Annotated in this window: 26 protein-coding genes, 1 pseudogene and 1 other annotated feature; of the genes and pseudogenes, 11 read left to right on the top strand and 16 right to left on the bottom strand. The window is 60.3% G+C overall.

Translation table 11 applies throughout. The features are described from left to right. Window positions 1-63 precede the first annotated feature (63 nt). From ACK3CV_RS14075 to ACK3CV_RS14065, 3 genes are read right to left on the bottom strand one after another with little or no spacing between them, the layout of a single operon-like run. Window positions 64-1,569, bottom strand: coding sequence for a sugar ABC transporter ATP-binding protein (locus ACK3CV_RS14075; RefSeq protein WP_164141595.1), 1,506 nt, complete (start codon window positions 1,567-1,569; stop codon window positions 64-66). Next, complete coding sequence (gene xylB / locus ACK3CV_RS14070; protein ID WP_164141593.1) at window positions 1,566-3,083, bottom strand: xylulokinase; 1,518 nt, start codon at window positions 3,081-3,083, stop codon at window positions 1,566-1,568. Before xylB ends, ACK3CV_RS14075 begins: the two co-directional genes overlap by 4 nt. A gap of 4 nt (window positions 3,084-3,087) precedes the next feature. Further along, a complete protein-coding gene (locus tag ACK3CV_RS14065) occupies window positions 3,088-4,122 on the bottom strand; it encodes an NAD(P)-dependent alcohol dehydrogenase (protein ID WP_033634775.1) in 1,035 nt (344 codons plus the stop codon). Window positions 4,123-4,350: 228 nt separating this feature from the next. On the opposite strand from ACK3CV_RS14065, the gene ACK3CV_RS14060 reads away from it, so the two are divergent. Next, the gene (locus ACK3CV_RS14060; protein WP_060706585.1) at window positions 4,351-4,905 is read left to right on the top strand and encodes a D-lyxose/D-mannose family sugar isomerase; all 555 of its coding nucleotides are present in this window, start codon (window positions 4,351-4,353) and stop codon (window positions 4,903-4,905) included. Between the two features lie 70 nt (window positions 4,906-4,975). Continuing rightward, window positions 4,976-5,977 carry a LacI family DNA-binding transcriptional regulator gene (locus tag ACK3CV_RS14055; protein WP_039565832.1) on the top strand — a complete coding sequence of 334 codons (1,002 nt, stop codon included), beginning with the start codon at window positions 4,976-4,978 and terminating at the stop codon, window positions 5,975-5,977. A gap of 17 nt (window positions 5,978-5,994) precedes the next feature. Here the strand turns inward: ACK3CV_RS14055 and ACK3CV_RS14050 are convergent, their stop codons facing one another. Next, on the bottom strand, window positions 5,995-6,945 hold the full coding sequence (locus tag ACK3CV_RS14050) for a DMT family transporter (protein ID WP_052475419.1): 951 nt from the start codon (window positions 6,943-6,945) through the stop codon (window positions 5,995-5,997). A 92-nt stretch (window positions 6,946-7,037) separates the two neighbouring features. Here ACK3CV_RS14050 and ACK3CV_RS14045 point away from each other — a divergent pair, with 92 nt between their 5' ends. After that, a complete protein-coding gene (locus ACK3CV_RS14045; protein WP_164141591.1) occupies window positions 7,038-7,904 on the top strand; it encodes a LysR substrate-binding domain-containing protein in 867 nt (288 codons plus the stop codon). 33 nt (window positions 7,905-7,937) lie between these two features. Here ACK3CV_RS14045 and ACK3CV_RS14040 read toward each other — a convergent pair whose 3' ends face one another. Next, the gene (locus ACK3CV_RS14040; protein WP_164141590.1) at window positions 7,938-8,879 is read right to left on the bottom strand and encodes an amidohydrolase family protein; all 942 of its coding nucleotides are present in this window, start codon (window positions 8,877-8,879) and stop codon (window positions 7,938-7,940) included. Window positions 8,880-9,050: 171 nt separating this feature from the next. After that, window positions 9,051-9,347: a YciI family protein gene (locus ACK3CV_RS14035; RefSeq protein WP_033634770.1), complete on the bottom strand. Its 297-nt coding sequence runs from the start codon at window positions 9,345-9,347 to the stop codon at window positions 9,051-9,053. Between the two features lie 175 nt (window positions 9,348-9,522). On the opposite strand from ACK3CV_RS14035, the gene ACK3CV_RS14030 reads away from it, so the two are divergent. After that, the gene (locus ACK3CV_RS14030) at window positions 9,523-10,176 is read left to right on the top strand and encodes an epoxyqueuosine reductase QueH (RefSeq protein WP_025303057.1); all 654 of its coding nucleotides are present in this window, start codon (window positions 9,523-9,525) and stop codon (window positions 10,174-10,176) included. Between the two features lie 236 nt (window positions 10,177-10,412). Beyond that, window positions 10,413-11,156: a TonB system transport protein TonB gene (gene tonB, locus ACK3CV_RS14025; RefSeq protein WP_016927510.1), complete on the top strand. Its 744-nt coding sequence runs from the start codon at window positions 10,413-10,415 to the stop codon at window positions 11,154-11,156. Between the two features lie 67 nt (window positions 11,157-11,223). Here tonB and yciA read toward each other — a convergent pair whose 3' ends face one another. Together yciA and ACK3CV_RS14015 are read right to left on the bottom strand one after the other, a co-directional pair. Beyond that, window positions 11,224-11,652, bottom strand: coding sequence for an acyl-CoA thioester hydrolase YciA (gene yciA, locus ACK3CV_RS14020; protein WP_004932085.1), 429 nt, complete (start codon window positions 11,650-11,652; stop codon window positions 11,224-11,226). A gap of 76 nt (window positions 11,653-11,728) precedes the next feature. Then, window positions 11,729-12,268 carry a septation protein A gene (locus ACK3CV_RS14015; protein WP_004932082.1) on the bottom strand — a complete coding sequence of 180 codons (540 nt, stop codon included), beginning with the start codon at window positions 12,266-12,268 and terminating at the stop codon, window positions 11,729-11,731. 221 nt (window positions 12,269-12,489) lie between these two features. Between ACK3CV_RS14015 and ACK3CV_RS14010 the strand changes: the two genes are divergently transcribed. Beyond that, window positions 12,490-14,193, top strand: coding sequence for a SulP family inorganic anion transporter (locus ACK3CV_RS14010; RefSeq protein ID WP_033634768.1), 1,704 nt, complete (start codon window positions 12,490-12,492; stop codon window positions 14,191-14,193). A gap of 52 nt (window positions 14,194-14,245) precedes the next feature. On the opposite strand, the gene ACK3CV_RS14005 is transcribed toward ACK3CV_RS14010, so the two are convergent. Beyond that, the gene (locus tag ACK3CV_RS14005; RefSeq protein WP_033647584.1) at window positions 14,246-14,998 is read right to left on the bottom strand and encodes a YciC family protein; all 753 of its coding nucleotides are present in this window, start codon (window positions 14,996-14,998) and stop codon (window positions 14,246-14,248) included. 34 nt (window positions 14,999-15,032) lie between these two features. Next, window positions 15,033-15,473 (bottom strand): YkgJ family cysteine cluster protein, encoded by a 441-nt coding sequence (locus tag ACK3CV_RS14000; protein WP_164141588.1) that lies wholly within the window; start codon window positions 15,471-15,473, stop codon window positions 15,033-15,035. A gap of 286 nt (window positions 15,474-15,759) precedes the next feature. Between ACK3CV_RS14000 and ompW the strand changes: the two genes are divergently transcribed. Further along, window positions 15,760-16,392, top strand: coding sequence for an outer membrane protein OmpW (gene ompW / locus ACK3CV_RS13995; RefSeq protein WP_004932076.1), 633 nt, complete (start codon window positions 15,760-15,762; stop codon window positions 16,390-16,392). A 44-nt stretch (window positions 16,393-16,436) separates the two neighbouring features. On the opposite strand, the gene ACK3CV_RS13990 is transcribed toward ompW, so the two are convergent. The 6 genes and pseudogenes from ACK3CV_RS13990 to ACK3CV_RS13965 form a co-directional block, all read right to left on the bottom strand. Continuing rightward, a complete protein-coding gene (locus ACK3CV_RS13990) occupies window positions 16,437-16,751 on the bottom strand; it encodes a BON domain-containing protein (RefSeq protein WP_033634764.1) in 315 nt (104 codons plus the stop codon). Window positions 16,752-16,968: 217 nt separating this feature from the next. Further along, a complete protein-coding gene (gene trpA / locus ACK3CV_RS13985) occupies window positions 16,969-17,775 on the bottom strand; it encodes a tryptophan synthase subunit alpha (protein WP_033634763.1) in 807 nt (268 codons plus the stop codon). Continuing rightward, window positions 17,775-18,965, bottom strand: coding sequence for a tryptophan synthase subunit beta (gene trpB / locus ACK3CV_RS13980; RefSeq protein ID WP_164141586.1), 1,191 nt, complete (start codon window positions 18,963-18,965; stop codon window positions 17,775-17,777). Before trpB ends, trpA begins: the two co-directional genes overlap by 1 nt. 41 nt (window positions 18,966-19,006) lie before the next feature. Next, window positions 19,007-20,368, bottom strand: coding sequence for a bifunctional indole-3-glycerol-phosphate synthase TrpC/phosphoribosylanthranilate isomerase TrpF (trpCF, locus tag ACK3CV_RS13975; protein WP_164039045.1), 1,362 nt, complete (start codon window positions 20,366-20,368; stop codon window positions 19,007-19,009). Window positions 20,369-20,371: 3 nt separating this feature from the next. Continuing rightward, window positions 20,372-21,968, bottom strand: a pseudogene (gene trpD / locus ACK3CV_RS13970) (bifunctional anthranilate synthase glutamate amidotransferase component TrpG/anthranilate phosphoribosyltransferase TrpD). Further along, window positions 21,968-23,530: an anthranilate synthase component 1 gene (locus ACK3CV_RS13965; protein WP_489009868.1), complete on the bottom strand. Its 1,563-nt coding sequence runs from the start codon at window positions 23,528-23,530 to the stop codon at window positions 21,968-21,970. The pseudogene trpD and the gene ACK3CV_RS13965 overlap by 1 nt, the downstream one beginning before the upstream one ends. Window positions 23,531-23,554: 24 nt before the next feature. Continuing rightward, window positions 23,555-23,658, bottom strand: a sequence feature (Trp leader region). A 252-nt stretch (window positions 23,659-23,910) separates the two neighbouring features. Between ACK3CV_RS13965 and rnm the strand changes: the two genes are divergently transcribed. From rnm to ACK3CV_RS13945, 4 genes are all read left to right on the top strand, one after another. Then, a complete protein-coding gene (gene rnm / locus ACK3CV_RS13960) occupies window positions 23,911-24,792 on the top strand; it encodes an RNase RNM (RefSeq protein WP_033634757.1) in 882 nt (293 codons plus the stop codon). Window positions 24,793-24,839: 47 nt separating this feature from the next. Then, window positions 24,840-25,460, top strand: coding sequence for an L-threonylcarbamoyladenylate synthase (locus tag ACK3CV_RS13955; RefSeq protein ID WP_033643268.1), 621 nt, complete (start codon window positions 24,840-24,842; stop codon window positions 25,458-25,460). A 115-nt stretch (window positions 25,461-25,575) separates the two neighbouring features. Then, the gene (locus tag ACK3CV_RS13950) at window positions 25,576-25,935 is read left to right on the top strand and encodes a Rap1a/Tai family immunity protein (protein ID WP_033634755.1); all 360 of its coding nucleotides are present in this window, start codon (window positions 25,576-25,578) and stop codon (window positions 25,933-25,935) included. Between the two features lie 148 nt (window positions 25,936-26,083). Further along, window positions 26,084-26,881, top strand: coding sequence for an alpha/beta fold hydrolase (locus ACK3CV_RS13945; protein WP_033634754.1), 798 nt, complete (start codon window positions 26,084-26,086; stop codon window positions 26,879-26,881). Window positions 26,882-26,999: the final 118 nt, after the last annotated feature.

The raw sequence follows: 26,999 nt of genomic DNA, 5'->3' as shown, positions 1-26,999 counted from the left end.
CGGGTGAAAAATGAAATTCCTGGTGATAAGGAGTGGGCGCTGCTCATTTTTTTTCTCTCTCTGTTAAACCGCAAGTTTCATCAGTGCTGCCTGGGTCGCATCGGCTGCCGAAAGCTCGCCGGCCAACTGCCCGTCACGAAACACCAATATGCGATCGCTCATGCCGATAATTTCCGAAAGCTCGGAGGAAACCATAATGATCCCTTTGTTTTGCAAGGCGAACTCCGACATAAATCGATAGATCTCTTTCTTGGCCCCGACGTCGATACCGCGCGTCGGCTCGTCGAGCAGCAAAACCTCCGGATCCAGCAGCGCCCAACGGCCCAGCACGACTTTTTGCTGGTTGCCGCCGCTCAGGTTGCCCACCGGCTGTTCGCCGTCGTGGGTTTTAACGTTGAAGCGCTGGATCATGTCGCGGGTTCGCGCCTGCTCCCATTTCTCGCTGACAAACCCCAGCCGGCTGATGGCGGCAAAAGAGGCGATATTGATGTTTTCACTGACGGAACGGCACAGCACCAGGCCGGTTTCCTTGCGATCTTCTGTCACGTAGGCAATACCGCTGTCGATGGCCTCGCGCGGAGAGTGGCGGTTCAGCGTCTTGTCGCCCAGGCGAATCGTGCCGCTGTCGGCATGCTGAATGCCGAAGATAAGATCGAGAAATTCACTGCGGCCCGATCCCACCAGCCCATAGATGCCCAGGATCTCACCGTGCTTCAGCTGCAGGCTGATATCTTTTATCTTGCTGCGCCAACACAGGTTATTGACCGCCAGCAAGACCTGTTCGCCGGGCTGGTTGAATTTGGCGAACTCGCTGTCGTACTCGCCGCCAATAATGTGTTCGATCAGCTGTTCACGGGTAATGTCGGCGATATAGCCTTCATGGATATAGGCGCCGTCGCGGAAAATGGTGTAGCTGTCCGCGATTTGGAATATCTCTGACAAACGGTGAGAGACGTAAATAATGCCTTTACCTTTTGCCGCCAGTTGCTGAAGCGTCTGAAAGATTTTCTGCGCATCCTCTTCGCCAATCGCCGAGGTGGGTTCATCCATGATGATGATGTCGGCATTGGCATGCGACAGCGCCTTGGCGATCTCGACCAGCTGCTGTTCGGCGACGCTCAGGTTGCGCATTTTTTCTCGGGCGTCGATCTTGAAATCGAGTTCTTTGAGCAGGCTGGTCGTGCGCTGGTTGAGCGTTGCGAAATCGACGAACCCCAGGCGTCTCGGCTCGCGGCCCAGCCAAATGTTTTCGGCCACCGTCAGATCCGGGATCGCGCTCAGCTCCTGCTGCACGATGGCGATGCCGGCATTGAGGGCTTCCCGAGGATGATGAAATTCGCAGCGTTGGCCATTGATAAAAATGTCGCCGCCGTCGGGTTGAATAAAGCCCATCAGAATGCTGAGAAAGGTGGATTTACCCGCGCCGTTGCCGCCGCACAGGGCATGGATGGATCCGCGCCGCAGGCAAAACTCCGCATTCTTGAGCGCCACGACCGGGCCGAAGGCTTTCCTGACGCCGCTGACCTCCAGCAGGTAGGCGGGCGCTGGCGTATGGGGATCTCGCGTCACAGTTGCACCTCCGGATAGGTCTGCTGCAAGCGTTGCAGGTAGCGTTGATAAAGCGTCTCGTATTGCGCCTGCCTGCCAGCGTTTGGCGGCGTGCGCGTGGCCTCATCCAGCGCAACGAAGCGTTGGCACAGTTCGGCCAGCAATGCGGCGGCGTTCCGGCGCGGATCGTCGGCCAACATCGTCGCCCACATCGCCTGAATGGCGCCGCCCAGCGCCGCGGTCTCTTTGGCTTTCAGACAGACCACCGGGCATCCCATTACGTCCGCTACGATTTGTCGCCAGGCGGCGCTGCGGGCGCCGCCGCCGGTGAGGCGGATTTCGCGCGCTTCGATGCCCTGACGGCGAAACAACTCGATGCCATAGCGCAATCCATACGTGGCGCTTTCGACCACCGCCAGGCAGAGATTGGCGCGGGTAAAGTTGTCGCTATCGAGGTTATGCAGGCTGGCGCGCGCGTGGGGCAATGGCGGAACGCGTTCGCCATTGAAGAATGGCAGCATCTCGACACCGCCTGCGCCGGGCGAAGCCTGCGCCAGCAAAGCGTTAAAGCCGGCAAGATCTTGGTCCAGCAGCGTTTGTACCGCGGTGGTGGCCGAGGTGACATTCATGGTGCAAATCAATGGCAGCCACCCGTTGGTGCTGGAGCAGAAGCCGGCAATCATGTCCGATTCCGCCGTGACGGGGGCGGCGGACCAGGCGAACAGCGTGCCGGAGGTGCCCAGGCTCAGGGTGAGGGTGCCGGCCTCGATGTTGCCGGAACCGATGGCCGCCATCATGTTGTCGCCGCCGCCGGTCGAGACCCGCACTGCCGGGCCGAGGCCGAGTTTTTCCGCGGCAGCGGGGCGCACCGTGCCGATGCAGCACTCCGCGCTTTTGAGCGGCGGCAGGGCTTGCCACAGGCGGCCGCTGTCGTCGATAAGATCGACGGCGGTTTTGCTCCAGCGACGGGTGCGCACATCGAACAACCCGGTGCCGGAAGCGTCGCCATATTCCGCTACGCGCTCCCCGGTCAGCCAGAAGTTCAAGTAGTCATGGGGCAACAACACGGTATGCAGTTGTGCCCACAGCGCCGGATGGTGCGTCTTGAACCAAAGGATTTTTGACGCGGTATAACCGGTGGCGATCCGCAGGCCAAGCGTTTCCTGCGAGCCGTTGGCTCCGCCGAGCTGTTGCAGGAGCCGTTCGTTTTCTTCTGCGGTTTCGGTATCGCACCACAGCTTGACGCTGTGCAGCACGTTGCCGTCTGCGTCCAGCGGCACAAACCCATGTTGTTGGCCCGATACCCCCAGAGCGTGAATCTCCCGTGCATCAACGCCGGCGTGAGTCACGGCTTGGCGAAAAGCGATGACTAGCGCCTCAATCCACCAGTCGGCCTCCTGTTCGCGCCGGCCATTGGCTTGGCTGATGAGACGGTGAGGGGCGTTGCCCTCACCGAGGATCACGCCCTGTGTGCTGTCGACAATCACGACTTTCGTGCCTTGCGTACCGCAGTCTATGCCAGCATAGAGCGCCATAGGATCACTCCATCTCCAGCATGATTTTGATGTCTGAGGCATGTCCCGCCGCCGCGCGCTCGAAGGCCGCCACGCTGTCGGAGAACTTGTAGGTTTGGCTTATCAACGGCTGGACGCGCAGCTTGCCGCTGCTCAACAGCCGCAGCGTGCGCGGGTACATGTTGGCGTAGCGGAAAATGGTCTTGAAGGTAATTTCCTTGGCCTGCGCGGCGACGATATCCAGCGGCGCGGCATCGATCGGCATGCCGACCAGCACGGCGGTCGCCCCGGGCGCCGCATGTTCGGCCAGCGTAGCGATAGCCGGTTTCGCGCCGCTGCATTCAAACACGACATCGGCGCCATTGCCGCTGGTGAGGGCGGCCACTTTCCCCGCCAGGTCGCCGGTTTTGATATTGACGGCGTGCAGCCCCTCGTAACTGGCCGCAACGGCGAGTTTTTCGTCGAACAGATCGCAAATAATGACGTCCGAGCAGCCGCCCGCCAGCGCCGCGAGGGCGGTGACCACGCCGATCGGCCCGGCGCCGATCACCAGCGCGATATCGCCGGGTTTGATCCCGGCTTTGGTGGCCGCTTGCATGCCGATGGCTAAGGGTTCCACCATGGCGCCTTCAGCGAAACTGACGTTGTCCGGCAATTTGAACGTGAAGGCGGCAGGGTGGATGACGGTTTCGCGCAGGCAACCGTGTACCGGCGGCGTCGCCCAGAAGCGAACGGCCGGGTCAAGGTTGTAAATACCGGCGCGCGTCTGCGCCGAGTTGAGATCGGGAATGCCGGGCTCCATGCAAACGCGATCGCCGATGCTGAGGTGAGTGACGTTTTTACCTGTCGCGAGCACCACGCCGGAGGCTTCATGGCCGAGCACCATCGGGGCGTTAACCACGAACGGGCCAATGCGGCCATGTTGGTAATAGTGCACATCACTGCCGCAGATGCCCACGGAATGAATTTTTATCTGCACATCATCGGGGCCCAGCGTTTCGGCAAGCTGGACGTCCTCGATAGCGATTTCCCCCGCTTTGGCCAACACTAATGCTTTCATATTGCCTCCTGGTGAATCATTTTTATGGTAACGGTATCATTTCAATGTGGCGATATTGGGCCAAAGCGAGGGGGTAAACTGTGATCGATGTTGGAATTACTCGACGAGAGTTAATTTTTCTGGTGGGTTGTTATTCAATATGGGGATAGCGATCACAAAATCGGCAATGCAATGACGGTTTTAATATCAGCGTGTTGATATCGATACCGTTACTTTGCAGGGGAAATGATGAACAAACGACAAACCGCCATAGCCGCTACGCTGGAATATTTGCGCAAGGCGGACATTATTCTGACCGAAGAAGAACAGCAACGTATTGAAATTGCGACATTTGGCCTGGCCGACTATCCCGCCTCAGGGCTGCAGCTGCTGACCTATGTCAACTCGCCTCGCTATTGTGCGAAAGAGTTGGTGCTGTTTCCAGAGCAGACTTGCCCGGAACATTTGCATCCTCCTTTCGCCGGCACGCCGGGCAAGCAAGAGACGTTTCGCTGCCGTTGGGGCGAGGTGTTTCTGTTTGTCGATGATGAAAACCTGACGCTTAATGACGCCGGCGGCGAACCGGTATGCCGGGTACCAGAGGGCGCGGAGCCTTGGTATACCTGCAATCGCTATATCCTCTTGCGGCCGGGCGAGCAATACACCATCGCGCCCAATACCCGGCACTGGTTTCAGGCTGGAAAGCGGGGGGCGGTGGTGTCCGAGTTCTCTTCCGAGAGCCGTGACGAGCTGGATATCTTTACCGATCCCCGGATTAACCGCCTGGCGGGCGTAAATCATTAGCGCCACGATGAAAGTTCTGTCATGATGTTGTTAATGGTACAAAATGATACTCAAAGCTAAGGAGCTGCATTTGGCAGTGGGTCGAGGACGGAAAGCGACGCTGGCTAGCGTCGCCGCACAGGCAAACGTCAGTAAAATCACCGCGTCGCGGGCATTTTCACAGCCGGACAAAGTTCATCCGGAAACGCTGCGCCGCATTCGGGAGACCGCAGCCGAACTCGGTTATGTGGTCAATGCCGCAGCGCGCAACCTGCGGGCGAAAAGCAGCAGAACCATCGGTATCGTCAACCCTGATATGGCCAACCCGTTCTTTGGCGGTCTGACGCGGCTGATGACGCTTGAAGCGCAAAAAATGGGATACGACACCCTGGTGTTCGACTCCTATGAGTCTCAGGAAAGCGAAGACAGAATCATCGACAAACTGATTGGCTACAACGTCGATGCGATCATTCTCTCGGTCATTTCCAACGATCATCTGTACCAGCCTTCCTACCTAAAACGGTTGGAAACCTTGAATATTCCGGTGGTTTTGATCGACCGGGAGCTGGACAATCGCCACTGCAGCGGGGTGTATATCGATAACCTGGACTGCGGCCTCCAGGCGGGGCGCTGGCTGCTGGAACAGAAGGCGCAGCGGGTGGTGGTGGTCTCCGGGCCGGAAAACTCCAACGTGGCACGTGACAGGGTCACTGGCTTGCAAGCGGCATTACAAGGCAAGGTGGCGTCGCTTGAAGTGCTGTATGCCGATTTCTTTATGGATGTCGCCTGGCAAGAGACGAGCCGTTGGTTGGCCAATAACCGCGCACCGGACTTTTTCGTCGGCTGCAATAACCAGATCTCCCTGGGCATTATCAAGGCCTGCATTGAACACCGGCTGCCGTTGATGCAGGACGTGTCGCTGTTCAGCATCGATGAGGTTTCACATGCTGAGATCTACGGTTTTCATTTCCCCTGCGTGTCGCATGATTTGCAAGAGATCGCCTGGCAAGCGTTGAATCTGGCGATCCGGCGCATTGCCGACCCCGATATCAAGCCGGGCAAGGTGGTGGTGCGGGGAAAACTCATCGCGTAGCGGCGGCGCCGTTCGCTTTACCCGTCATTTTTCAGCGCGTTGCGCCGTTTACGGCTCATCCCCGCGGCGGGACGGATTAGCAACCACAAACCGCTTCCTGCGGCCGCCGCGCCCAGCAGCATCGGCCAGGAAAGGGGCTCATCGAACATTAACCATGCCCAGCAGAAAGTGACGAAGGGACTGAGAAACAGCAGGCTCGTCACGCGCAGCGCAGAGGTGAGCCTTAGACAAAACCAGTACAGCCCGTAGCCGCCCAGCGTCGCCAGCAGCGCGGTCCAAAGCACGCCGATCACAAAACCCGTCGTCATGGTTGGCAGCAACGGGCCTTCAGCGCCGGCCATCGCGGCGAAAGCCAGTGCTGAAACCGCGCTTTGTATCCCCAGCGCGGCCGGCAAACTCATTGCCTGCGTCTGCGGCAGCCTTTGCTGCCACAGCGTCGCCAGCGCCAGCGACAGCATCCCCGCCAGCGGCAACAAGTAGCTCCACATTGGGGCGTTTCCCCATGAGATGGCGCTGCCGGTCGCTAACGTTACCCCGCTAACCCCCAATGTTAACCCGAACCAGACGCGGCCATCGGGCAGGCGACGTTGCACCAGCATGCTCAGCAGCGCCGTGCCGAGAGGGAGCAAATCGGCGATGAGCGCGGCCAGCCCGGCCGGCACGCCATATTCAATGCCTTTGCTGACGCCGGTCAGGTAACCGGTCATGGCGAGCAACCCGATCCCGGCGTGAACAGCTACCGTCAGCGGAGATGCGCGCCTTATGGCGCTCAGGCTAAATGGCAGCAGCGCGAACGCGACCACCACGCAGCGCCAGAACGCCACCAGCAACACCGGCGCGTAATCGGCGGCGAAGCGGATGCCGACGAAACCGGAGCTCCAGGCCACGATCAGCAGAACCTCGGCCGCAGCCAGCCAGAGGGCGGCTTTGCCGCAGTGGGAAGAGGGGCGGAATTGTGGCAGGGACATGGTGGTCACCTCCTTTTCCGCCCGATGGTAGTGAGTGGCTATAATTTAATAAATCGAATAATTTTTGTTTAGTTATTTAATGGAGTTAAATCATGCGGCCGACATTGGATATCGATCTCTTGCGCACTTTTCACGCCATTGCGCGTTTGGGGCAATTTCGCGCGGCGGCGGCATTTGTCAATCGCAGCCCCGCCGCCGTGAGCGTGCATATCCAGCGCCTGGAACAGCTGGCGGGCGGGCGCCTGCTGGAGCGTGACAATCAGTCCGTGGCGCTGACGCCGCTGGGAAACAGGCTGCTGGCCTCGACGCTCGGGCTGCTGAACGCCCATGACGATATTTTGCGGGAGCTGCAGGGCGCGCCGCTGAGCGGCCATATCAAATTGGGATTGCCCGATGAGTACGCTTCTCATGTGATACGCCATATTTTGCCGCGGTTTGCCGACAGTTTTCCCGCAGTGGAGCTGGAGGTCTCTACCGCCGCCAGCCAGGCGCTGGCGGAACAAATTGGCCGTAATCGGCTGCATCTTGCGCTGGTGGTTCAACCCTCGGGGAGACAGTGCCAGACACCGCTTGCGGTGACTGCGCCGGTGTGGGCCGGAGGCCGTTCGCTGGCGCTGCAGGCTAACCGGCCGTTGCCGCTGGCGTTGCATGCCGCCGACTGCCCTTATCGCGAAGCGATGCTCGAGGCGTTGACGGCCGCGGGGCGGCCATGGCGGGTCATTTTAAGCAGTCCCTCGGCCAGCGTGGTGGCCTCTTGCGTAGAGGCGGGGTTAGCCGTCACGTTGCTCGATCGGGCGCGGCTCTCTGGCGCGATGCGGATACTCGAAGAGTTGCCACCGGTCGCGCCGTATGAGCTGCAGCTGCTGCGCTCTTTCGCCGCCGACGGCGAGCCTGCGACGACGATGCTGGAGAAAGTCATCGGCGAGTATTTTCAGACCGGTGAACGCATCGCGCAGTAAGCGCGGCCAAACCTGGGAGGGCCGCCTCACATCCTATAGCCCAAACACCGCCGCCGCATTGCGATCCAAAATGGCGTTCACGTCTGCCTCCGGCAAACCCGCACGGCGGATGTAGTCCACCGTGGTTTGAAACAGGTCGCCCGGCTGGAACGGGAAATCGGTGCCGAACAGCAGCCGCTCTGCGCCGAAGGTCGCCGCCGCCGCTTGCAACGCGGGCACCTGATCGTGGCCTACCGTGTCGTACCACATGCGCAGAGCGGCGCGGCTCGGCGGTTCCGGCGTATGCGGCGCTTCCCACGCGACGGTTTGGTCGAGACGCTCCAGCGTCATCGGCAGCAGGCCGCCCAGGTGCGGCACAATGATTTTCATCTCCGGAAAGCGTTGGGGGATGCCGTGGAGAATAAAGTGCATGGCGGCGACCGTATCTTCGATCGGCGCGCCAATCGACCAGGTCAAAGCGTAATCGGCGATCAGCGGCGAATGCGCGCCGCGGCCGGCGGGATGAATGGCCAGCACGCTGTGGCGGCGATTGAGTTCCTGATAGAGCGGCTCGAACAGCGGGTTGGCAATAGACAGCCCGAGCACCGAGGTGGTGATGCAGGCGCCCAGCATATTGAGCTGGGTAAAGGCCCTTTCAAGCTCGAGCAACGCCGCGTCGATATGCGGCAGCGGCAAAGAAGCGATAGCCCGAAAGCGGGTGGGATAACGCGCTACCAGTTCCGCATATTCATCATTGATCCGGCGCGCGGCATCAACGGCCGCCTGTTCGTCTTCCAGATGCGGCGACAGCGGCGTCGCCGACAGGATTTGCATGTCGATGCCGGAGCTGTCCAGCAGGGCGAAGCGGGCGTCGAGTTCGCGCTCGGTGCGGCCGGCGCCCAGTTGCCGATAGGCGGCGACGTCGTGCACGCCATGCGCTTGCAAAAGATCCAGATACTCTGTGCTCCACAGGTGAGCGTGTACGTCGAGTCGCATCGGTCTATCTCCCGGCTTCGCGGCGATGCCGCGGGTTCAGGAGAGTATAGGCGGGCGACGCGACGCCTCCTGAAGGAGAGCATTTTTTCTACCGACGGGTTAGGGTGAGAGCACGCATTGATCCGGGAACGGCGCGCAAACGGGCGTTCCCGGTATTGGGAGGGCTGGAGATCAGAACACCTGTTTGAACGGTTTCACTGTCACGTCGGCATACACACCGGCGGCGATATAGGGATCCTGTTGCGCCCAGGCCTGGGCTTGCGCCAGCGACTCGAATTCGGCGATCACCGTCGAACCGGTAAAGCCGGCGGCGCCGGGATCGTTGCTGTCGATGGCCGGGTTAGGGCCGGCGACCACCAGGCGACCGGCGTCGCGCAGCGCCTGCAGGCGCGCCAGGTGTGCCGGACGCACCGCCAGACGATTTTCCAGCGAGTTGGGGACGTCTTGCGCGTAGATCAGATAAAGCATGTTTCACCTTTAAAATCATGGCTATAAAACGGTGCTACCAAGGTAGCGCAAAAGGCGCGGCAGGGGAACGGCGTAGGGCAAATTTCCCGGCGGATTGGCGCTTATGCCTTGAAGCCGCTACTTTTTATTCGTATAGTGCGGCGCGCTTAAACTGATATGCCATTGAGGTGAGGACATGACGGAACTGGTAAGGGAAAAACTCGATTTGCCGGCGGGCAAAAGCAAACTGCTGCTGCATTCGTGCTGCGCGCCCTGTTCCGGCGAGGTAATGGAAGCGATCCAGGCCTCCGGGATCGAGTACGCCATTTTCTTCTATAACCCCAATATTCATCCGCAAAAAGAGTATCTGCTGCGCAAGGAAGAGAACATCCGCTTCGCCGAGCAGCACGGGGTGCCGATCATCGATGCCGATTACGATACCGACAACTGGTTCGCCCGCGCCAAGGGGATGGAGAATGAGCCGGAGCGCGGCATTCGTTGCACCATGTGTTTCGACATGCGTTTCGAGCGCACGGCGCTGTATGCGCATGAGCACGGTTACGACACCATCTCCAGCTCGCTCGGCATTTCGCGCTGGAAGAACATGCAGCAGATCACCGACTGCGGCATTCGCGCGGCGGAAAAGTATCCTGACCTGGTGTACTGGGATTACAACTGGCGCAAGAAGGGCGGTTCGTCGCGCATGATAGAGATCAGCAAGCGCGAACGCTTCTATCAGCAGGAATACTGCGGCTGCGTCTATTCGCTGCGCGACACCAACTTGCACCGCAAGGCGCAAGGGCGGCCGCTGATCAAGCTGGGCGTGCTTTACTATGGCGATGAAGAATAACGCTTAATCACCGCAATCAACCCGCTACGGCGGGTTTTTTACTTTTTGACGCCAGGCGAAACGTTAATGAAGCGTGGTGTTCCGGCGATAAAAAAGCAACGGCCAGGTTAATATCCTTATGAGTTTGCTGGTTTTAGCCGCGCATACTGACGATTAAAGCGATAGTTTGCCTTTCGTTATTGAATATGATTGCTATTTGCATTTAAACTTGGCGAACCAGAGGAAACAGAATCATTATGCCGCTAAAAAAGATGTTCCTTAATCGCCGTATATCCGTGCCTTTCGTCTTGTCCGTAGGCCTGCACAGCGCCCTGGTGGCGGGATTGCTTTACGCTTCGGTAAAAGAAGTGGTGGAGCTGCCGAAGCCAGAGGACGCGCCGATCAGCGTCATGATGGTCAACACCGCCGCGATGGCCGAACCGCCACCGCCGGCGCCGGCCGAGCCGGAGCCGCCGCAGGTCGAACCTGAGCCGGAGCCAGAACCGGAGCCTATCGTGGAGCCGCCGCCGAAGGCGATCGTGAAGCCGGAGCCGGTCAAGCCGAAACCGAAGCCTAAGCCGAAGCCGAAGGTCGAAAAACAGGTCAAACCGGAGCCGAAGAAGGTCGAGCCGCGCGAGCCGTCGCCGTTCAACAACGATTCGCCGGCCAAGCCGATCGATAAAGCGCCGGTGAAACAGGCGCCTGCTGCGCCGGTGCAGGGCAACTCGCGCGAGGTCGGGCCAAGGCCGATCAGCCGCGCCAATCCGCTCTATCCGCCGCGGGCCCAGGCTTTGCAGATCGAAGGCAACGTGCGGGTACAGTTCGATATCGACAGCGACGGGCGCGTGAGCAACGTGCGTATCTTGTCGGCCGAGCCGCGCAACATGTTTGAGCGTGAAGTGAAGCAGGCGATGCGCAAGTGGCGCTATGAAGCCAAAGAAGCGAAAGATCGCACCGTCACTATCCGCTTCAAGCTGAACGGCACGACTGAATTGAACTGAGTTCGGTCAACACAAAAAGAAAGGGTCGCCTCGGCGACCCTTTTTGCATTTGCGGCGTAGCGTCAGTTTATTCTTCGAAGCCGACGCGGAAATTCATTTTGCCCTCAGGCAGCGCGCGCGAGTTGCCTTCCGCATCGACCGCCACATAGGTGAACACCGCTTCGGTCGCCCGGTAGCGCTGGCCGATCGGGGCGGAGGAGACTTTCTTGACCCACACTTCGATATTGATGGTGATCGAGCTGCGCCCGGTACGGATGCAGTGCGCATAGCAGCAAACCACGTCGCCTACCGCCACCGGTTTCAGGAAGGTCATGCCGTCCACGCGCACGGTTACCACGCGCCCTTCGGCGATCTCTTTTGCCTGGATGGCGCCGCCGATATCCATTTGCGACATCAGCCAGCCGCCGAAGATATCGCCGTTGGCATTGGTATCGGCCGGCATCGCCAGCGTGCGCAGCACCAGCTCGCCGCTGGGTAAAGGTCGTTGTTGTGTCATAGCAGTCTGCTTTTAAAGGGAGGGAATAACATCATACTGCCCGCGGCAAGCGCCGCAGGCATTAACAATTTTGTAACTATTTTTTCTGTTCTTCCGGCATGTGCCGGTAAATATAGATACCGCTGAGGAGGGTGAAGACCAGCGTCAGCACCGTCAGGCCAAAGACTTTGAAATTGACCCAGACGCTTTGCGGCAGCCAGAAGGCGACATAGATGTTCGCCAGGCCGCAGGCCAGGAAAAAGACCGCCCAAGCCAGGTTAAGGTTGCTCCACACTTTGTCCGGCAGCGTCAGCTCTTTGCCCAGCATGCGCTGAACCAGCGGTTTTTTGAGCACCCATTGGCTGATCAGCAGCGCCAGCGCGAACAGCGCGTAAATCACCGTGACCTTCCATTTGATGAACAAATCGTTGTGGAACACCAGCGTCAGGGTACCGAACACCAGCACCATCAGGAAGGTGATCAGCGTCATCTTCTCGACCTTGCGGTATTTCACCCAGGTGAACACCAGCGCCAGTGCGGTAGCGACGATCAACGCGCCGGAAGCGACGTAAATATCGTACAGCTTGTAAAAAGCGAAAAAGACAATTAACGGGAGGAAATCAAGAAACTGCTTCATAAATCAATCCATCATCTGTTCATCGGCCGACTATACCGGATTCGGCGAGCTCTGTGTACCGCCGGGCGCTGCCGATTATCGGCGTTTGGCCGGCGGATTTCTGCCGCGAAAGCAGGAATTTGCATAAACTTACGCGAGAAAGCGCGGGCGCATTGCCAGCGCGTGCCGCAGGCCGCATAGTAAGTAGCATAATAACCAGATAATTTACCGCGGAAAACAGCATGCAGTGGAAATCTCTCCAGGCCCTGACGCCGGGTTTGACGCATTTATTGGGCTATCAACGCAGTTGGCTCAAGCCGGATATTCGCGCCGGCCTTTCCGTCGCCGCCGTCGCCTTGCCGGTGGCCATCGCCTATGCCGAGCTGGCCGGGGTCAGCCCGGTGGTGGGGCTCTATTCCTGTATTTTGCCGATGGTGGCCTATGCGCTGTTCGGATCGTCACGCCAGCTGATCGTTGGGCCCGATGCCGCCACCTGTGCGGTGATCGCCGCGGTGGTGACGCCGCTGGCGGCGGGCAATATGGAGCGCCATTGGCAACTGACCATCATGATGACCGCCATGATGGGCGGCTGGTGCCTGCTGGCCAGCCGGTTCAAGCTGGGGGCGCTGGCGGATCTGCTGTCGCGGCCGATCCTCAGCGGGTTGCTGAACGGGGTGGCGATCACCATTATGGTCGATCAGATCGGCAAGGTGTTGGGGTTCACGGTGCGCCCGGCGCAGCTGATCGAGCGCATCTACGCGCTGCCCGGCAACCTGCTGCACAGCGACTGGCTGACGATGGCGGTGTCGTTGTTGACGCTGGTGACGCTGCTCGGATTTAAAAAATGGCGGCCAAACTGGCCGGCACCGCTGTTCGCCATCGTGCTGGCGGCGTTCGTGACCTGGGCGGGCGGCCTGCAACAGCATGGCGTGGTGACGGTGGGCGGTTTCAGCGGCGTGTTGCCGATCGTCCAGTGGCCGGATTTTCAGCCGGGGCTGCTGCGCGACATGGTGATCCCGGCGCTCAACCTGGCGGTGGTGAGCTTTGTCAGCATGATGCTCACCGCCCGCAGCTTTGCCGCCAAAAACGGTTATGAGGTGAACGCCGATGCCGAGTTTCGCGCGCTGGGGCTGGTGAATATCGTCTCAGCGCTGTCGCAAGGTTTCGCCATCAGCGGCGCAGACTCGCGCACCGCGGTGAATGACGCCAACGGCGGCAAGAGCCAGCTGGTGTCGATCATCGCCGCCGCGGTAATCGCCTTCGTCTTGCTGTTCCTGATGTCGCCGCTGCAGTTTATTCCGGTAGCGGGATTGGGGGTGGTGCTGATGTATGCGGCCTGGTCACTGCTGGACATTCGCGGCATCTGGATCTTGCGCCGTCGCAACGCGCAGGCGTTCCGCCTGGCGCTGTTTACCTTCCTCAGCGTGCTGCTGGTGGGGGTGATCAGCGGCATCGGGCTGGCGGTGTTGCTGGGGTTGATGCAGTTTCTGCGCACCGTCTTCCGGCCGACGGAACAGCTGCTGGGCGTCAACGACGAAGGCATGATCCATTCCATGGGCAACAACAATGGGGTGAAGGCGGTACCCGGCGTCATGATGTATCGTTTCAATTCGCCGCTGACCTATTTCAACGTGGCGTACTTCAAACGCCGCATTCTCAATTTGGTCGACGGCACGCCGTTCCAGCCGCGTTGGGTGGTGGTGGACGCGGTGGCCAGTTTTACCCATGCCGACATCAGCGTGTTGGCGGCCATCGACGAACTGAAACGCGATCTGTTACAGCGTAACGTTAGGCTGGTGCTGGCGGGGCGTCGCACCGAACTGACGCGTTGGTTCCGCATCAACCGCTTAGGGCGCGACAAAGAGCTGATTTTGGTGCCGGATCTGTATCTGGCCCTGAAGCTGATTCAGAGTAAGGAGCAGGCGGAAGCCGCCGTGATGGGGTAAACAAAAAAGGGGCGCGCCGAAGCGTGCCCCTTGATTTTCGCTGACGCCGGCGTTAGCCGCGCAGCAGCATATACAGGCGGAACAGGTAGATCAGCAGCAGGGCAGACACCAGGTTGCTCAACGCGGTCAACACCACGCTGGCGACGTTCGGCGTCAGCACCGACAGATGGCTCACCAAAAACAGCACCAGCAGTTTGGCCGCCAGCCACAGCATCATCGCCGGCACGATCACGCGCGCATTGGCGAAGGCCAGTTTGCTGCTCAGCTTGAGCGAAGCGAACACGCCTTTCTTGTCGACCGAGGCGATCACCGGCGCCAGTGCGAAGGCGATCGCCATCAGCACGCCCGGCACCACAAACAGCGTCAGGCCAAGCTGGATCAGCAGGGTGCAGATAAACAGCAGCAGCAGCAGGCGCGGCAAGTCGGGCGCCGAGGCGCCGAGCGCGCGCAGGGCGCTGGTGCGTTGCCCTTGCGACACCAGACGAATCAGCGTCAACATCCCGCCGACCAGCAGCACGTTACCGACCAGCGCGGAGAAGGTGGCGGCCGCCGACACTTTCAGCAACACCATCTGCTGTTCCGGCGTCATCTGCTGGATCACTTCCTGAATGCCCATACCGGTAGACGAAGCGAAATCGCTGGTGGTGGCAGCGAGCGTCGCCAACTGTTCGGCATCGGGGCTGAAGGCCTGATTCAGCAGCACGGAGATAAACGCCGTCAACAACGCCAGCATCAGGATGCTGGCCAGTTGGTTGCGTAAAAAGTTAAAACTGTCACGGTACAAAGCGTTGGCCGTGATAGACATGCAGACTCCTTGGCGTCGGGAAAACAGAGATAAATCAGTGGGTGATTGTACCCTGTTCCACGCTGCTGTGGCACCCCGCGAATTGCACTACGCCTATTTCTTCAACGATCGTCGTCTCAGGCAGCGACAGCGGCAGGGGCACCGGCAAGGGCGGCAGGCCGTAGCGTTCCCGGGCGCGATCGCAGGCTTCGTTGCGCAGGCCGTTTTCACCGGACTGATCGAACTCTCTGCACGGGCTGGGCCGATTGAGGTAGATCGAGCAGGACACGGCTTTGCCGATCTCGCCGTCCAGCGCGTTGCAGCGGGGGGACTTGCTGTTGGTCCCCTGCATGCAGCGCAGGAACGGGGTCAAAGGCTCCGTCAGGGAAAGAGGGACGGTGCCGCCGCCGTCTTCGGCTTCGGCCCAATAGAATGACACTCGAAAATAACCGCAGCATGCGCCGCAGCTGACACAGGGATTAAGGATTTCGCTCATCTTGATTGCCCGCCGACTCCTCACGGCACCAACCAAAACCAACACGGAAAATGAAATTACCTCAGCCGCAATTTTCTCCGCAACCGAAATTTGAACATGTAGATAATTTGCAACAAAATCGATTTTTTGATGCAGATCAATCCTTGATTTATTAGGCGGTTAGGTAACCTTGTTTTTAGTGGGATTTTAAATTTTTACACATAAGATGTGATCTCGATGGGATCACAAATACCCGAAAGTAGGTATATTCCCCCTCGAGCGATTAACCACACAAATGGAATGGATAATGAAAAAGACAACTCTGATGGTATTGGCGACGATGATGGCGCCTATGTTGGCAAGTGCGCATCAGGCCGGTGATTTCCTGTTCCGCGCGGGCACCGCGACGGTGCGTCCAAATGCGGGTTCGGACAACGTGCTGGGGTTGGGTTCGCTGGATGCGAAAAACAACACCCAGCTCGGTCTGACCTTCGGTTATATGGTGACGGACAACATCGGCGTTGAGTTGTTGGCCGCAACGCCATTCCGCCACAAGGTGACGCTGGGCGGCACCGATCTGGCGACCGTTCACCAGTTGCCGCCTACGCTGATGGCGCAATACTACTTCGGCGATAAGCAGGACAAACTGCGTCCTTACCTGGGCGTCGGCGTTAACTACACCACTTTCTTCGATGAGAAGTTCAACGACTACGGCAAAAGCGCCGGGTTGAGCAATCTCGATCTGAAAGATTCCTGGGGTGTGGCGGCGCAGGCCGGCCTGGATTACAACCTGGATGAGCACTGGATGCTGAACATGTCGGTGTGGTGGATGAATATCGAAACCAAAACTCGCTTCAACGATGCGAATGGCGGGCACCACAGCTTCGACACGCGTTTGGATCCGTGGGTGTTCATGTTCGGGGCGGGGTACCGCTTCTGATGAAGGCTCCAAGCAGGGAGGCGTTGCGCCTCCCTGTGTCGGTATTATTTAATCTGCATTACGTTTTCAACCGATTTCACGCCGGCCACGCCGCGTGTGACCTGCACCGCACGGTTGGCGTCATCGCTGGACGTCACGAAGCCGCTCAGCTGCACGCGTCCCTTAAAGGTTTCCACGCTGATTTCGCGTGACTTGATGTTTTTATCCGCCAGCAGTGCCGATTTCACTTTGGTGGTGATCACCGTGTCATCAATATAACCACCCGTTCCCTCAGATTTTGCCGTCGGCGCGCAAGCGCTCACCGCGACCGCCACAACGGCTGCCATGCACAAGGCCGAAAGGGTTTTAAAAAGCTTCATAAATTACTCTCCATGCAATGTTATGGTTGAAATTCGCTACGGTTTTTCGCCGCAGCGGGCGCATTCCCCAAATCAAACGAAGAAATGCATAGCGAACAAAGTTCATTGTGAGACAAGACCTGGGTTTGTTCAAATTTTTGCTGTAAATAAATGGAACAAACTTTGAGGGGAAACAAGCTGTTAAAGCGAGCGCCGGCAGGGCGCTCGCTGAAGAGGATCACGCCCGGGTGGCGCGCTTCATATTGCTGACGAAGGCCGCCAGCTTGGTCAGCATCTCCGCCGGGTTGGCATGGTGCTGTTCGATGATTTTGACGATTGCCGAGCCGGAGATCGCGCCGGCGGCCCCGGCCTGCAACGCGGCCTTCACCTGCTCGGGTTCGGAGATGCCGAATCCCTGCAGCGGCGGCGCGGCGTGGTACTCGCGCAGCTTGTTCACCAGGTGATGCAACGGCAGCTGCGCCCGGCTTTCGGTGCCGGTGACGCCGGCACGCGACAGCAGATAGGTGTAGCCGCGGCCGTGCGACGCGATTTCACGCAGCAGATCGTCATCGGCGTTCGGCGGGCAGATGAAGATCGGCGCGATGCCGTGGCGCGCGGCGGCGGCGCGGAACGGCGCAGACTCTTCAAACGGCACGTCGGCGACCAGTACCGAGTCCACGCCCACTTCGGCGCAGCGTTGATAAAACGCATCGATGCCTTTATGGAACACCAGGTTGGCGTACATCAGCAGGCCGATGGGAATGGTCGGGTGCTTCTGGCGGATGGCCGCCAGCATCTCGAAGCACTGGGTCGGCGTGACGCCGGCGGCGAAGGCGCGCAGCGTCGCGCTCTGGATGGTGGGGCCATCCGCCAGCGGATCGGAGAAGGGGATGCCCAGCTCCAGCGCGTCCGCGCCGGCTTCGATTAGGGTGTCGATAATCTGCAGCGACAGCGCCGGATTAGGATCGCCCAGCGTCACGAACGGGACGAAGGCGCCTTCCTTGCTGCTTTCCAGACGCGTGAACAGTTGCTGATAACGTTCCATCAGATTTCTCCCCGTGCTTTCAAAATGTCGTGAACGGTAAATATGTCTTTGTCGCCGCGGCCGGACAGGTTGACCACCAGGATCTGCTCTTTCTGCGGCGTTTCACGGATCATTTTCAGCGCGTGCGCCAGGGCGTGTGAGGATTCCAGCGCCGGGATGATGCCTTCATGGCGCGACAGCGCCTTGAACGCTTCCAGCGCTTCGTCGTCGGTGATCGACACATATTCGGCGCGGCCGCTGCTGTTCAGGTAGGCGTGCTGCGGCCCGACGGACGGGAAGTCCAGCCCGGCGGAAATTGAATAGGATTCTTCAATCTGGCCTTCGGCGGTCTGCATCATCGGCGCTTTCATGCCGAAGTAGATGCCGACGTGGCCGTGCTTCAGCGGCGCGCCGTGCTGGCCGGTTTCGATGCCCAGGCCAGCAGGTTCCACGCCGATCAGCCCAACGTCGGCGTCATCGATAAAATCAGCGAACATGCCGATGGCGTTGGAGCCGCCGCCGACGCAGGCGATAACCGCATCCGGCAGGCGGCCTTCGCGCTCCAGCACCTGCGCTTTGGTTTCTTCGCCGATCATGCGCTGGAATTCACGCACGATGGTAGGGTACGGATGCGGGCCGGCGGCGGTGCCGAGCATATAGTGCGCGGTTTCATAGCTGCCGGACCAGTCGCGCAGCGCTTCGTTGCAGGCGTCTTTCAGGGTGGCGGAGCCGCTGTGCACCGGGATCACTTCCGCGCCCATCAGCCGCATGCGGAACACGTTAGGCGACTGGCGCTCGACGTCTTTGGCGCCCATATAGATGCGGCATTTCAGGCCGAGCAGCGCGCAGGCGAGCGCCGACGCGACGCCGTGTTGGCCGGCGCCGGTTTCCGCGATGATCTCGGTTTTGCCCATGCGCTTGGCCAGCAAGGCCTGGCCCAGCACCTGGTTGGTCTTGTGCGCGCCGCCGTGCAGCAGGTCTTCACGCTTCAGGTACAGCTTGGTGTTGCTGCCGGCGGTGAGGTTTTTACACAGCGTCAGCGCCGTCGGGCGGCCCGCGTAGTTCTTCAGCAGATCGATAAATTCCGCCTGGAATGCCGGATCGCGCTGGGCGCTGACAAAGGCTTCTTCCAGTTGTTTCAGGGCCGGCATCAGAATTTGCGGCACGTATTGGCCACCAAATTCGCCGAAGTAGGGGTTAAGCAGCGTCATGAGAGTTCCCGTTATTATCCGTTATTAATGTTGAGCCGTATTCAGTAGGCGCGCAGGGTCTGAAAGACCGAGGTCAGGCGCGCGGGATCTTTGATGCCCGGTTCGCTTTCCACGCCGGAGTTGAAGTCCAGCCCGGCGCAGCCGAGCTTGGCCGCCTCGACGCAGTTGTCGGCGCGCAGGCCGCCCGCCAGCATCACGTTAGTCAGATCTTCACCTTGCAATACCGACCAGTCGAAGCGTTGGCCGGTGCCGCCGGCGCCGTTGTCGAGCAGATAACGGTCGACATGCTGCAGATCGCGCGCCGGCACCCGATCTTTCACGCTCAGCGCTTTCCAGATGCGGCAATCGGCCGGCAAGCGGGCGCGCAGGGCGTTGATATAGGCCTGGTCTTCTGCGCCGTGCAATTGCACCGCGTGCAGACCGAGGCGCTCAACGGTCAACGCCACGGTATCGACCTGGGCGTCGCAGAACACGCCGACGTACTTCAGCGGCGCGCCGGAGATCACTTCGCGGGCGCGGGTGATGTCCACATAGCGCGGCGAGCGGCCGACGAAAATCAGCCCGCCGTAGATGGCGCCGGCCTGATAGGCGGCGGCGGCGTCTTGCGGACGGGTCAGGCCGCACACTTTGTTGTCGCCCAGGATCACGCGGCGCACGGCGGCGCGCAGATCGGGTTCCGACATCAGCGCGCTGCCGATCAGGAAACCGTTGGCGTAATGGCTCAGCTCGCGGATCTGCCCGTAGTTGTTGATGCCCGATTCGCTGATCACCGTCACGCCGTGCGGCACGCGCGGCGCCAGCTGACGGGTGCGGTTCAGATCGATGCTCAGATCGCGCAGATCGCGGTTGTTGATGCCGACCACGCGCGCTTCCAGCGCGATCGCGCGCTGCAGCTCTTCTTCGCTGATCACTTCGGTCAGCACGCCCATATTCAGGCTGTGAGCCACCGCCGCCAGCTGGCGGTACTGCTCGTCGGTCAACACCGACAGCATCAGCAGGATGGCGTCAGCCTGATAGTAGCGCGCCAGGTAAATCTGATACGGATCGATGATAAAGTCTTTGCACAACACCGGTTGGCTGACGGTTTTACTGACCAGCGGCAGGAAATCGAAGCTGCCCTGAAAGTATTTCTCGTCGGTCAGCACCGAGATCGCCGAGGCGAAATCTTTATACACCGTGGCGATCTCCACCGGATCAAAGTTCTCGCGAATCAGTCCCTTGGAAGGCGAGGCCTTCTTGCATTCGAGAATGAAAGCCGTACGGGTGCCCTGCAGCGCGTGATAGAAGCTGCGTTCGCTCGGTACGATGTCGTTCTGAAAGCCGGCCAGGGGCTGTTGCTGTTGTCGCGCCGCGATCCATTGCGCTTTGTCGCGGACAATCTTGTGTAGCACGGTTTCCTGCATCATTTATCCTCTTGCCGCCAGTGCGATGACACGCTCATAGGCCTGCCCGCTGTTGATCATATCCAGTGCCTGCCGCGCATTTTGGCGCAGGTCTTCATGTCCGAATAACTTCAGAAGCAACGCGACGTTGGCCGCGACCGCCGCGGCGTGCGCCGGCTCGCCTTTACCTTGTAACAGCCGCGCCAAAATGTCACGGTTTTCTTCCGGCGTGCCGCCCAGCAAGGCTTCCAGCGGATAGGTTTCCAATCCGAAGGACTGCGGCGTGAGCTGGTAGCTGCTGATTTCGCCGTTGTTCAATTCCGCCACGTGCGTCGGGGCGTGGATCGCCACCTCGTCCATGCCGCCGCCGTGAACCACCGCCGCACGCTGATAGCCCAGCACGCGCAGGGTTTCGGCGATCGGCAGCACCAGTTCCGGGCTGTAAACGCCGATCAGCGCCAGCGGCGGACGCGCCGGGTTGATCAGCGGGCCCAGCACGTTGAACAGCGTGCGGGTTTTCAGCTGCTGGCGTACCGGCATGGCGTGACGAAAACCGGTGTGATACTGCGGCGCGAACAGGAAGCACACGCCGAGATCGTCCAGCGCCTTGCGCGCTTCTTCCGCCGGCAGATCCAGGCGGATGCCGAATGCCGCCAGCAGATCCGAAGAGCCGGAACGGCTGGAGACGCTGCGGTTGCCGTGTTTGGCGATCTTCGCGCCGCAGGCCGCCGCCACAAAGGCGCTGGCGGTGGAAATATTGATGCTGTTGGTGCCGTCGCCGCCGGTACCGACGATATCGGCGAACGGGTAGTCAGGGCGCGGGAACGGCTGAGCGTCGTCCAGCAGCGCTTTGGCGGCGCCGGCGATCTCTTCCGGGCGCTCGCCGCGGACTTTCATGCTGATCAACGCCGCCGCCAGTTGGCTCGGCTCCAGTTCGCCGCGCACGATGGCGCTGAACAGCTGTTGGCTTTCCTGCTGGCTCATCGACTCGGCGCGGTACAGTTTCTCAAGAATAGGTTGCATCGTCGTGTTCCTTATATTACTTCGCCAGCGCCCAGGCCAGGGTCTGCTCAAGCAGGCGCGCGCCGTGGGTGGTCAGAATCGATTCCGGGTGGAACTGGAAGCCGCACACGCGGCGACGGTCGTCGCGCACCGCCATCACCATCTCGCCGAAACGGGCGTTGACGGTAAGATCGGCCGGGATATTGCTGCCGACCAGCGAGTGGTAGCGCGCCACCGGCAGCGGGTTAGCCATGCCGGCGAACATGCCTTCGCCATCGTGAACGATCGCCGAGGCCTTGCCGTGCAGGATCTCGCCCGCCTGGCCGACCTGGCCGCCGTAGGCTTCGACGATCGCCTGGTGGCCGAGGCAGATGCCGATGATCGGCAGCCGCCCGCGCAGGCGCTGCAGCAGTTCCGGCATGCAGCCCGCTTCGGACGGGGTGCCGGGGCCGGGCGACAGCATCAGCACCGGCTGGGTCATGTGCTCCAGGCGTTCGATGATCACCTCGGCGGCGATCTGGTTACGGTAAATCACCACCTGGTGGCCGCTGGCGCGCAGCTGATCGACCAGGTTGTAGGTAAAGGAATCGACGTTGTCGAGCAGCAGAATATCGGCCATCAGAACACCTCCTTGGCATGGTGCGCAGTGGCGATGGCACGCAGCACGGCACGGGCTTTGTTGCGGGTCTCGTCGGCTTCCGCCTGCGGGACGGAATCCAGCACCACGCCGGCGCCGGCCTGCACGGTGGCGATGCCGTCTTCAACGTAGGCGGAGCGAATGACGATGCAGGTATCCAGATCGCCGGTGGCGGTGAAGTAGCCTACCGCGCCGCCGTAGCTGCCGCGGCGCGTGCCTTCGGAGGCGGCGATCAGCTGCATCGCCCGCACCTTCGGCGCGCCGCTCAGGGTGCCCATGTTCATGCAAGCCTGGTAGGCGTGCAGCACGTCGAGATCGGCGCGCAGGGTACCCACCACCCGGGAAACCAGGTGCATGACGAACGAATAGCGATCCACCTTGGTCAGATCGGCGACGTAGCGGCTGCCTGCCTGGCAGATGCGCGCCAGATCGTTGCGCGCCAGATCGACCAGCATCAGGTGCTCGGCCAGCTCTTTGTGGTCGGTGCGCATTTCCAGCTCGATGCGGCTGTCGAGATCCAGATCCAGCGAACCGTCCTTACTCCGGCCGCGCGGGCGGGTGCCGGCGATCGGGTAGATTTCGATTTGGCGATTGCCCGCGTCGTATTTCAGCGCGCTCTCCGGCGAAGCGCCGAACAGGGTGAAGTCATCATCCTGCATGAAGAACATGTACGGGCTGGGGTTGTTGTCTTTCAAGGTCTGGTAGGCCGCCAGCGGCGCCGGGCACGGCAGGGAGAAGCGGCGTGATGGCACCACCTGGAAAATCTCGCCCTGGCGGATGGCTTCCTGCAGCCCGCTGACCACCGCGCCGTACTCTTCGTCGCTCTGGTTGCAGCTTAGCTGCATGTTCTCCAACGTTTGATGCGGGATCGGCTGCGGGGTTTGTTGCAATTCGGCCTGCAGTTGTTCCAGGCGTTGCTGCAAACGCTGCGCTTCACTCGCCTGCTCACTGAAGACGCTGGCCTGCAGACGGGCCGAGCCTCGTTGGTGATCCAGCACCAGCAGGGTTTCCGCCAGATAGAAGCAGAAGTCCGGGCAGCGCTGATCCTGGCGCAGCGCCGGCAGGTCTTCGAAACCGGCGACCAAATCGTAGGCGAACAGGCCGCCCAGCATCACGGCTTCGCGCTCGTCCGCCGGAGAGTCCACCAGGGTCAGCAGCGTGCGCAGCGCGTCGAACACCGACAGTGAACGCAGGCGGGCGTCTTCGTCTTGCACCGCGTCGATCGCCGGGAAGCTCAGTTCGCGGCCGTTGGGGCGCGCCTGATTGCGCACCTCGGGCGGCAGCGCTTCGTCCAGCAGCGGCAGCAGCGCCGCACCGTTGGCGCTCAGTGCCTGCACGCTGACGGTGTGGCCCAGTGCGGTAATGCGCAGCGCGCTGTCGATCACCAGCAGGCTCTGCAGATTCTGTTTGCTGTTGATTTCCGCCGATTCCAGCAGCAGAGTGGCCGGACGGGCGCCGCACAGCTGGTGGAAAATGGTGGTGGGGTCGCCCCGGTAGCTGGCTTGCGCCTTCAGCAATATCAGTTGTGGTTTGGTGTTCATCATCGGTGGTTCCAGTGAATTCTGTCCATAAAAAAGCCCGCATCAGGTGCGGGCTCAGGAAATCTGCATTGTCAGATGACAGCTATGCGCGATTACACCGCCCGCAAGAGGGAGGTACGCCACCAACCGTGAAGAGAAATGTAGTTGTTCATTTGCAGACTCTCTCTGTTAACGCTCATCCGACACGGCCGTTGCCGTGAACTTGTGTACTAGTTAACTGGTTCGAGAAGGCAAAGTCAACCCTCTTTTTGCACAATGTTTTAGCGGTCAGCGTGAATTATATTCATCATCCGCCCGGCGCCTGCGGCTAGGGCAGAATAGATTTCCGTCCGGCCGCCGATCGCGGGTATGATAGAAAACCAAGCCATTGCCGGATAGCCGTTTTGACAGACAGTAACCCCCCATCCACCGCCTTTACTCTGTACGATCTCCACAGCCACACAACCGCCTCCGATGGCTACCTGACGCCGACGCAGCTGGTGCAGCGGGCGGTTGAGATGCGCGTGGGCGTGCTGGCGATCACCGATCACGACACCACCGCAGGCCTGGCCGAGGCCGCCGCCGCCATTGCGGAGCAGGCGTTGCCGCTGCGGCTGGTCAACGGGGTGGAAATCTCGACGCTGTGGGAAAATCATGAGATCCATATCGTTGGATTGGGCATGGACGTCGCGCACCCGGCGCTGGTGGCGCTGTTGGCGGAACAAACCGAACGGCGCAATCGGCGTGCGCAGGAGATCGGCGTGCGTCTGGGTAAGGCGCGCATTCCTGACGCCTATGCCGGCGCCCAGCGGCTGGCGGGTGCCGGCGCGGTGACCCGCGGCCATTTCGCCCGTTATCTGGTGGAGATTGGCGTGGCGGACAACATGGCGCAGGTGTTTAAGAAATACCTGGCCAAGGGCAAAACCGGCTACGTGCCGCCGCAGTGGTGTACAATAGAACAAGCCATTGATGCGATTCATCAATCGGGCGGCCAGGCGGTGATGGCGCATCCCGGCCGTTACGATCTGACCGCGAAGTGGTTGAAACGTTTGCTGGCGCATTTCGCCGAACACGGCGGCGACGCCATGGAAGTGGCGCAGTGTCAGCAGGCGCCGCATGAGCGCTCGCAATTGGCGAAATACGCCCAGGACTACCGTCTGTTGGCCTCGCAAGGCTCTGATTTTCACCAGCCTTGTTCGTGGATCGAACTGGGCCGTAAACTGTGGCTACCGGGCGGAGTCGAGCCGGTGTGGCGCGATTGGCCGCAGCCTGGCGAGGCGGTCTGATTTTACGCGCGTGGCAACGCGCGCGGGCATCATTTTAGGAGCAAGTCATGAGTCAGCTTTTTTATATTCACCCGGACAACCCGCAGCCGCGTTTGATTAACCAGGCGGTCGAGGTGTTGCGCAAGGGCGGGGTGATCGTTTATCCCACCGATTCCGGCTATGCGTTGGGTTGCATGCTGGAAGAGAAGGCGGCGATGGAGCGCATTTGCCGCATCCGTCAGCTGGACGGCAACCACAACTTTACTCTGATGTGCCGCGATTTGTCCGAGTTGTCGACCTATGCGCACGTCGATAATACGGCGTTTCGCCTGATCAAAAACAATACGCCGGGTAACTACACCTTCATTCTGAAAGCGACCAAGGAAGTGCCGCGCCGCCTGATGAATGAAAAGCGTAAAACCATCGGCCTGCGCGTGCCGTCGAACCCGATCGCGCTGGCGCTGCTGGAGGCGCTGAACGAACCGATGATGTCCACCACCCTGATGCTGCCGGGCAATGATTTTGCCGAATCCGATCCGGAAGAGATCAGCGATCACCTGGGCAAGGTGGTCGATCTGGTGATCCACGGCGGTTTCCTCGGCCAACAGCCGACTACGGTTATCGATCTGACCGAATCCTCGCCGGAAGTGGTGCGTGAAGGGGCGGGCGACGCGGCGCCTTTCCGCTGATGTGAACCGTCGCCGACTTGCCCATTGTCTGAAAATCGGCTGAAGCGACGCTATTTCGGGTGAAAGCAGCTATTCTTGACTACTTCAGAATTGATAATGGGCAGGATGCGCACCAATGATTAAACGGGTTTCTTTTTTAGCGGCCTTATTATTTTCCTCGATGGCAAATGCGGGTTTTTATTCGGGCAGTTCCTTGCTGGCCGAATCCGGCGGTTACGTAAAAAATAAAAACGGTGAGGCCACCGTGGCCGAAGCGCTTAACGGCGGCATGTTTATGGGATACGTCGCCGGCGTATTCGATACTTATTCGATGCAGGGCAACCGCAATATTTGCCCGGAAGCCGGGATGAGCATCGGCACGGCCGCCGATGCGGTGATGCGCTATTTGAACGAGCATCCCGAGCAGTTGCATTACTCTGCGCCTTCGGTGATCATGCTGGCGTTAAGCGCCGCCTATCCCTGCGTGCGCCATTAAATTTGCATTCCATTTAGTGCGCATTTTTTCATAAGGTGCGCTCTCATACTTTCCGCACGAACTTCAATAGATCAATCTCCGCGGCGCTGTCACCTTAGCTTCGTCGGCATCCCCCGAACGGGTCGGGGAGAGACGCGCAGGAGGTTATATGACCACATTTCACAGCGCCAACATCGCTCTCGATTATCAGGATATCGGCTCAGGACCGCTCACGCTGGTGCTGCTGCCCGGCTGGTGCGAGCCGAAAACCGTGTTCGATCCCTTCATCGCCCTGGCGGCAGAACGTTATCGGGTGATCAGCATCGACTGGCGCGGCCACGGCCTGTCGTCAAAAACGGCGGAGATGTCGCTCGCGGCGGACGATTTGCTGGAAGATGTGCGTCAGCTACTGACGGCGCTGCGTTTGGACAACGTGGTGACTCTGTCGGTGGCGCACGCCAGCTGGCTGGCGGTGGCGTTGGCCGAAGCGTTGCCGCAGCGGGTGCGGGGCATGGTGTTTCTCGACTGGATCATGACGCAGCCGGAACCGGCGTTCTTTACGGCGGTGAGCCGCATGCAGCAGCCGCAGCAGTGGCTGGCGGCGCGCGACGCTTTGTTCGCCTTCTGGCAGGGCGGCATCCGCCACGAACGGGTCAAACGCCATCTGGAGGTCGAGATGGCGCAAGAAGATTACCGGCTCTGGCGTGCCGCCGGCGTGGCCATCGAACAGGCCTACCGGCAATTCGGCTCGCCGCTGCAACGTCTGGCGGGAATGAGCGCGCCGCCGCCGTGCCGCCACATCTACTCGCTGGATCGCCGCGACGACTATCTGCGGCGCCAGCAGGCATTTGCCGCCGAGCAGCCGTTTTTCTCCGTGGTGCGTTTGGGGGAGGCTCGCACTCACCTCGGCATTCTGGAACGGCCCGACGCGGTGCTGTGGGCGGTGGAGGATTTTTTGGCGCCGTAAACGCCGCCCGAGGGAGGTCGCCGCCGATAAAGTGGGTTTCAACACCTTAGAAAGCCTGTATAATACGCGGTTCGATCCTGATAAATGTATTGTTACCGTTGTGGCGGCTGGCCGCGGC

It is taken from the genome of Serratia sp. TSO36, assembly GCF_057808395.1.
This window is presented reverse-complemented; position numbering and strand designations above follow the sequence as displayed.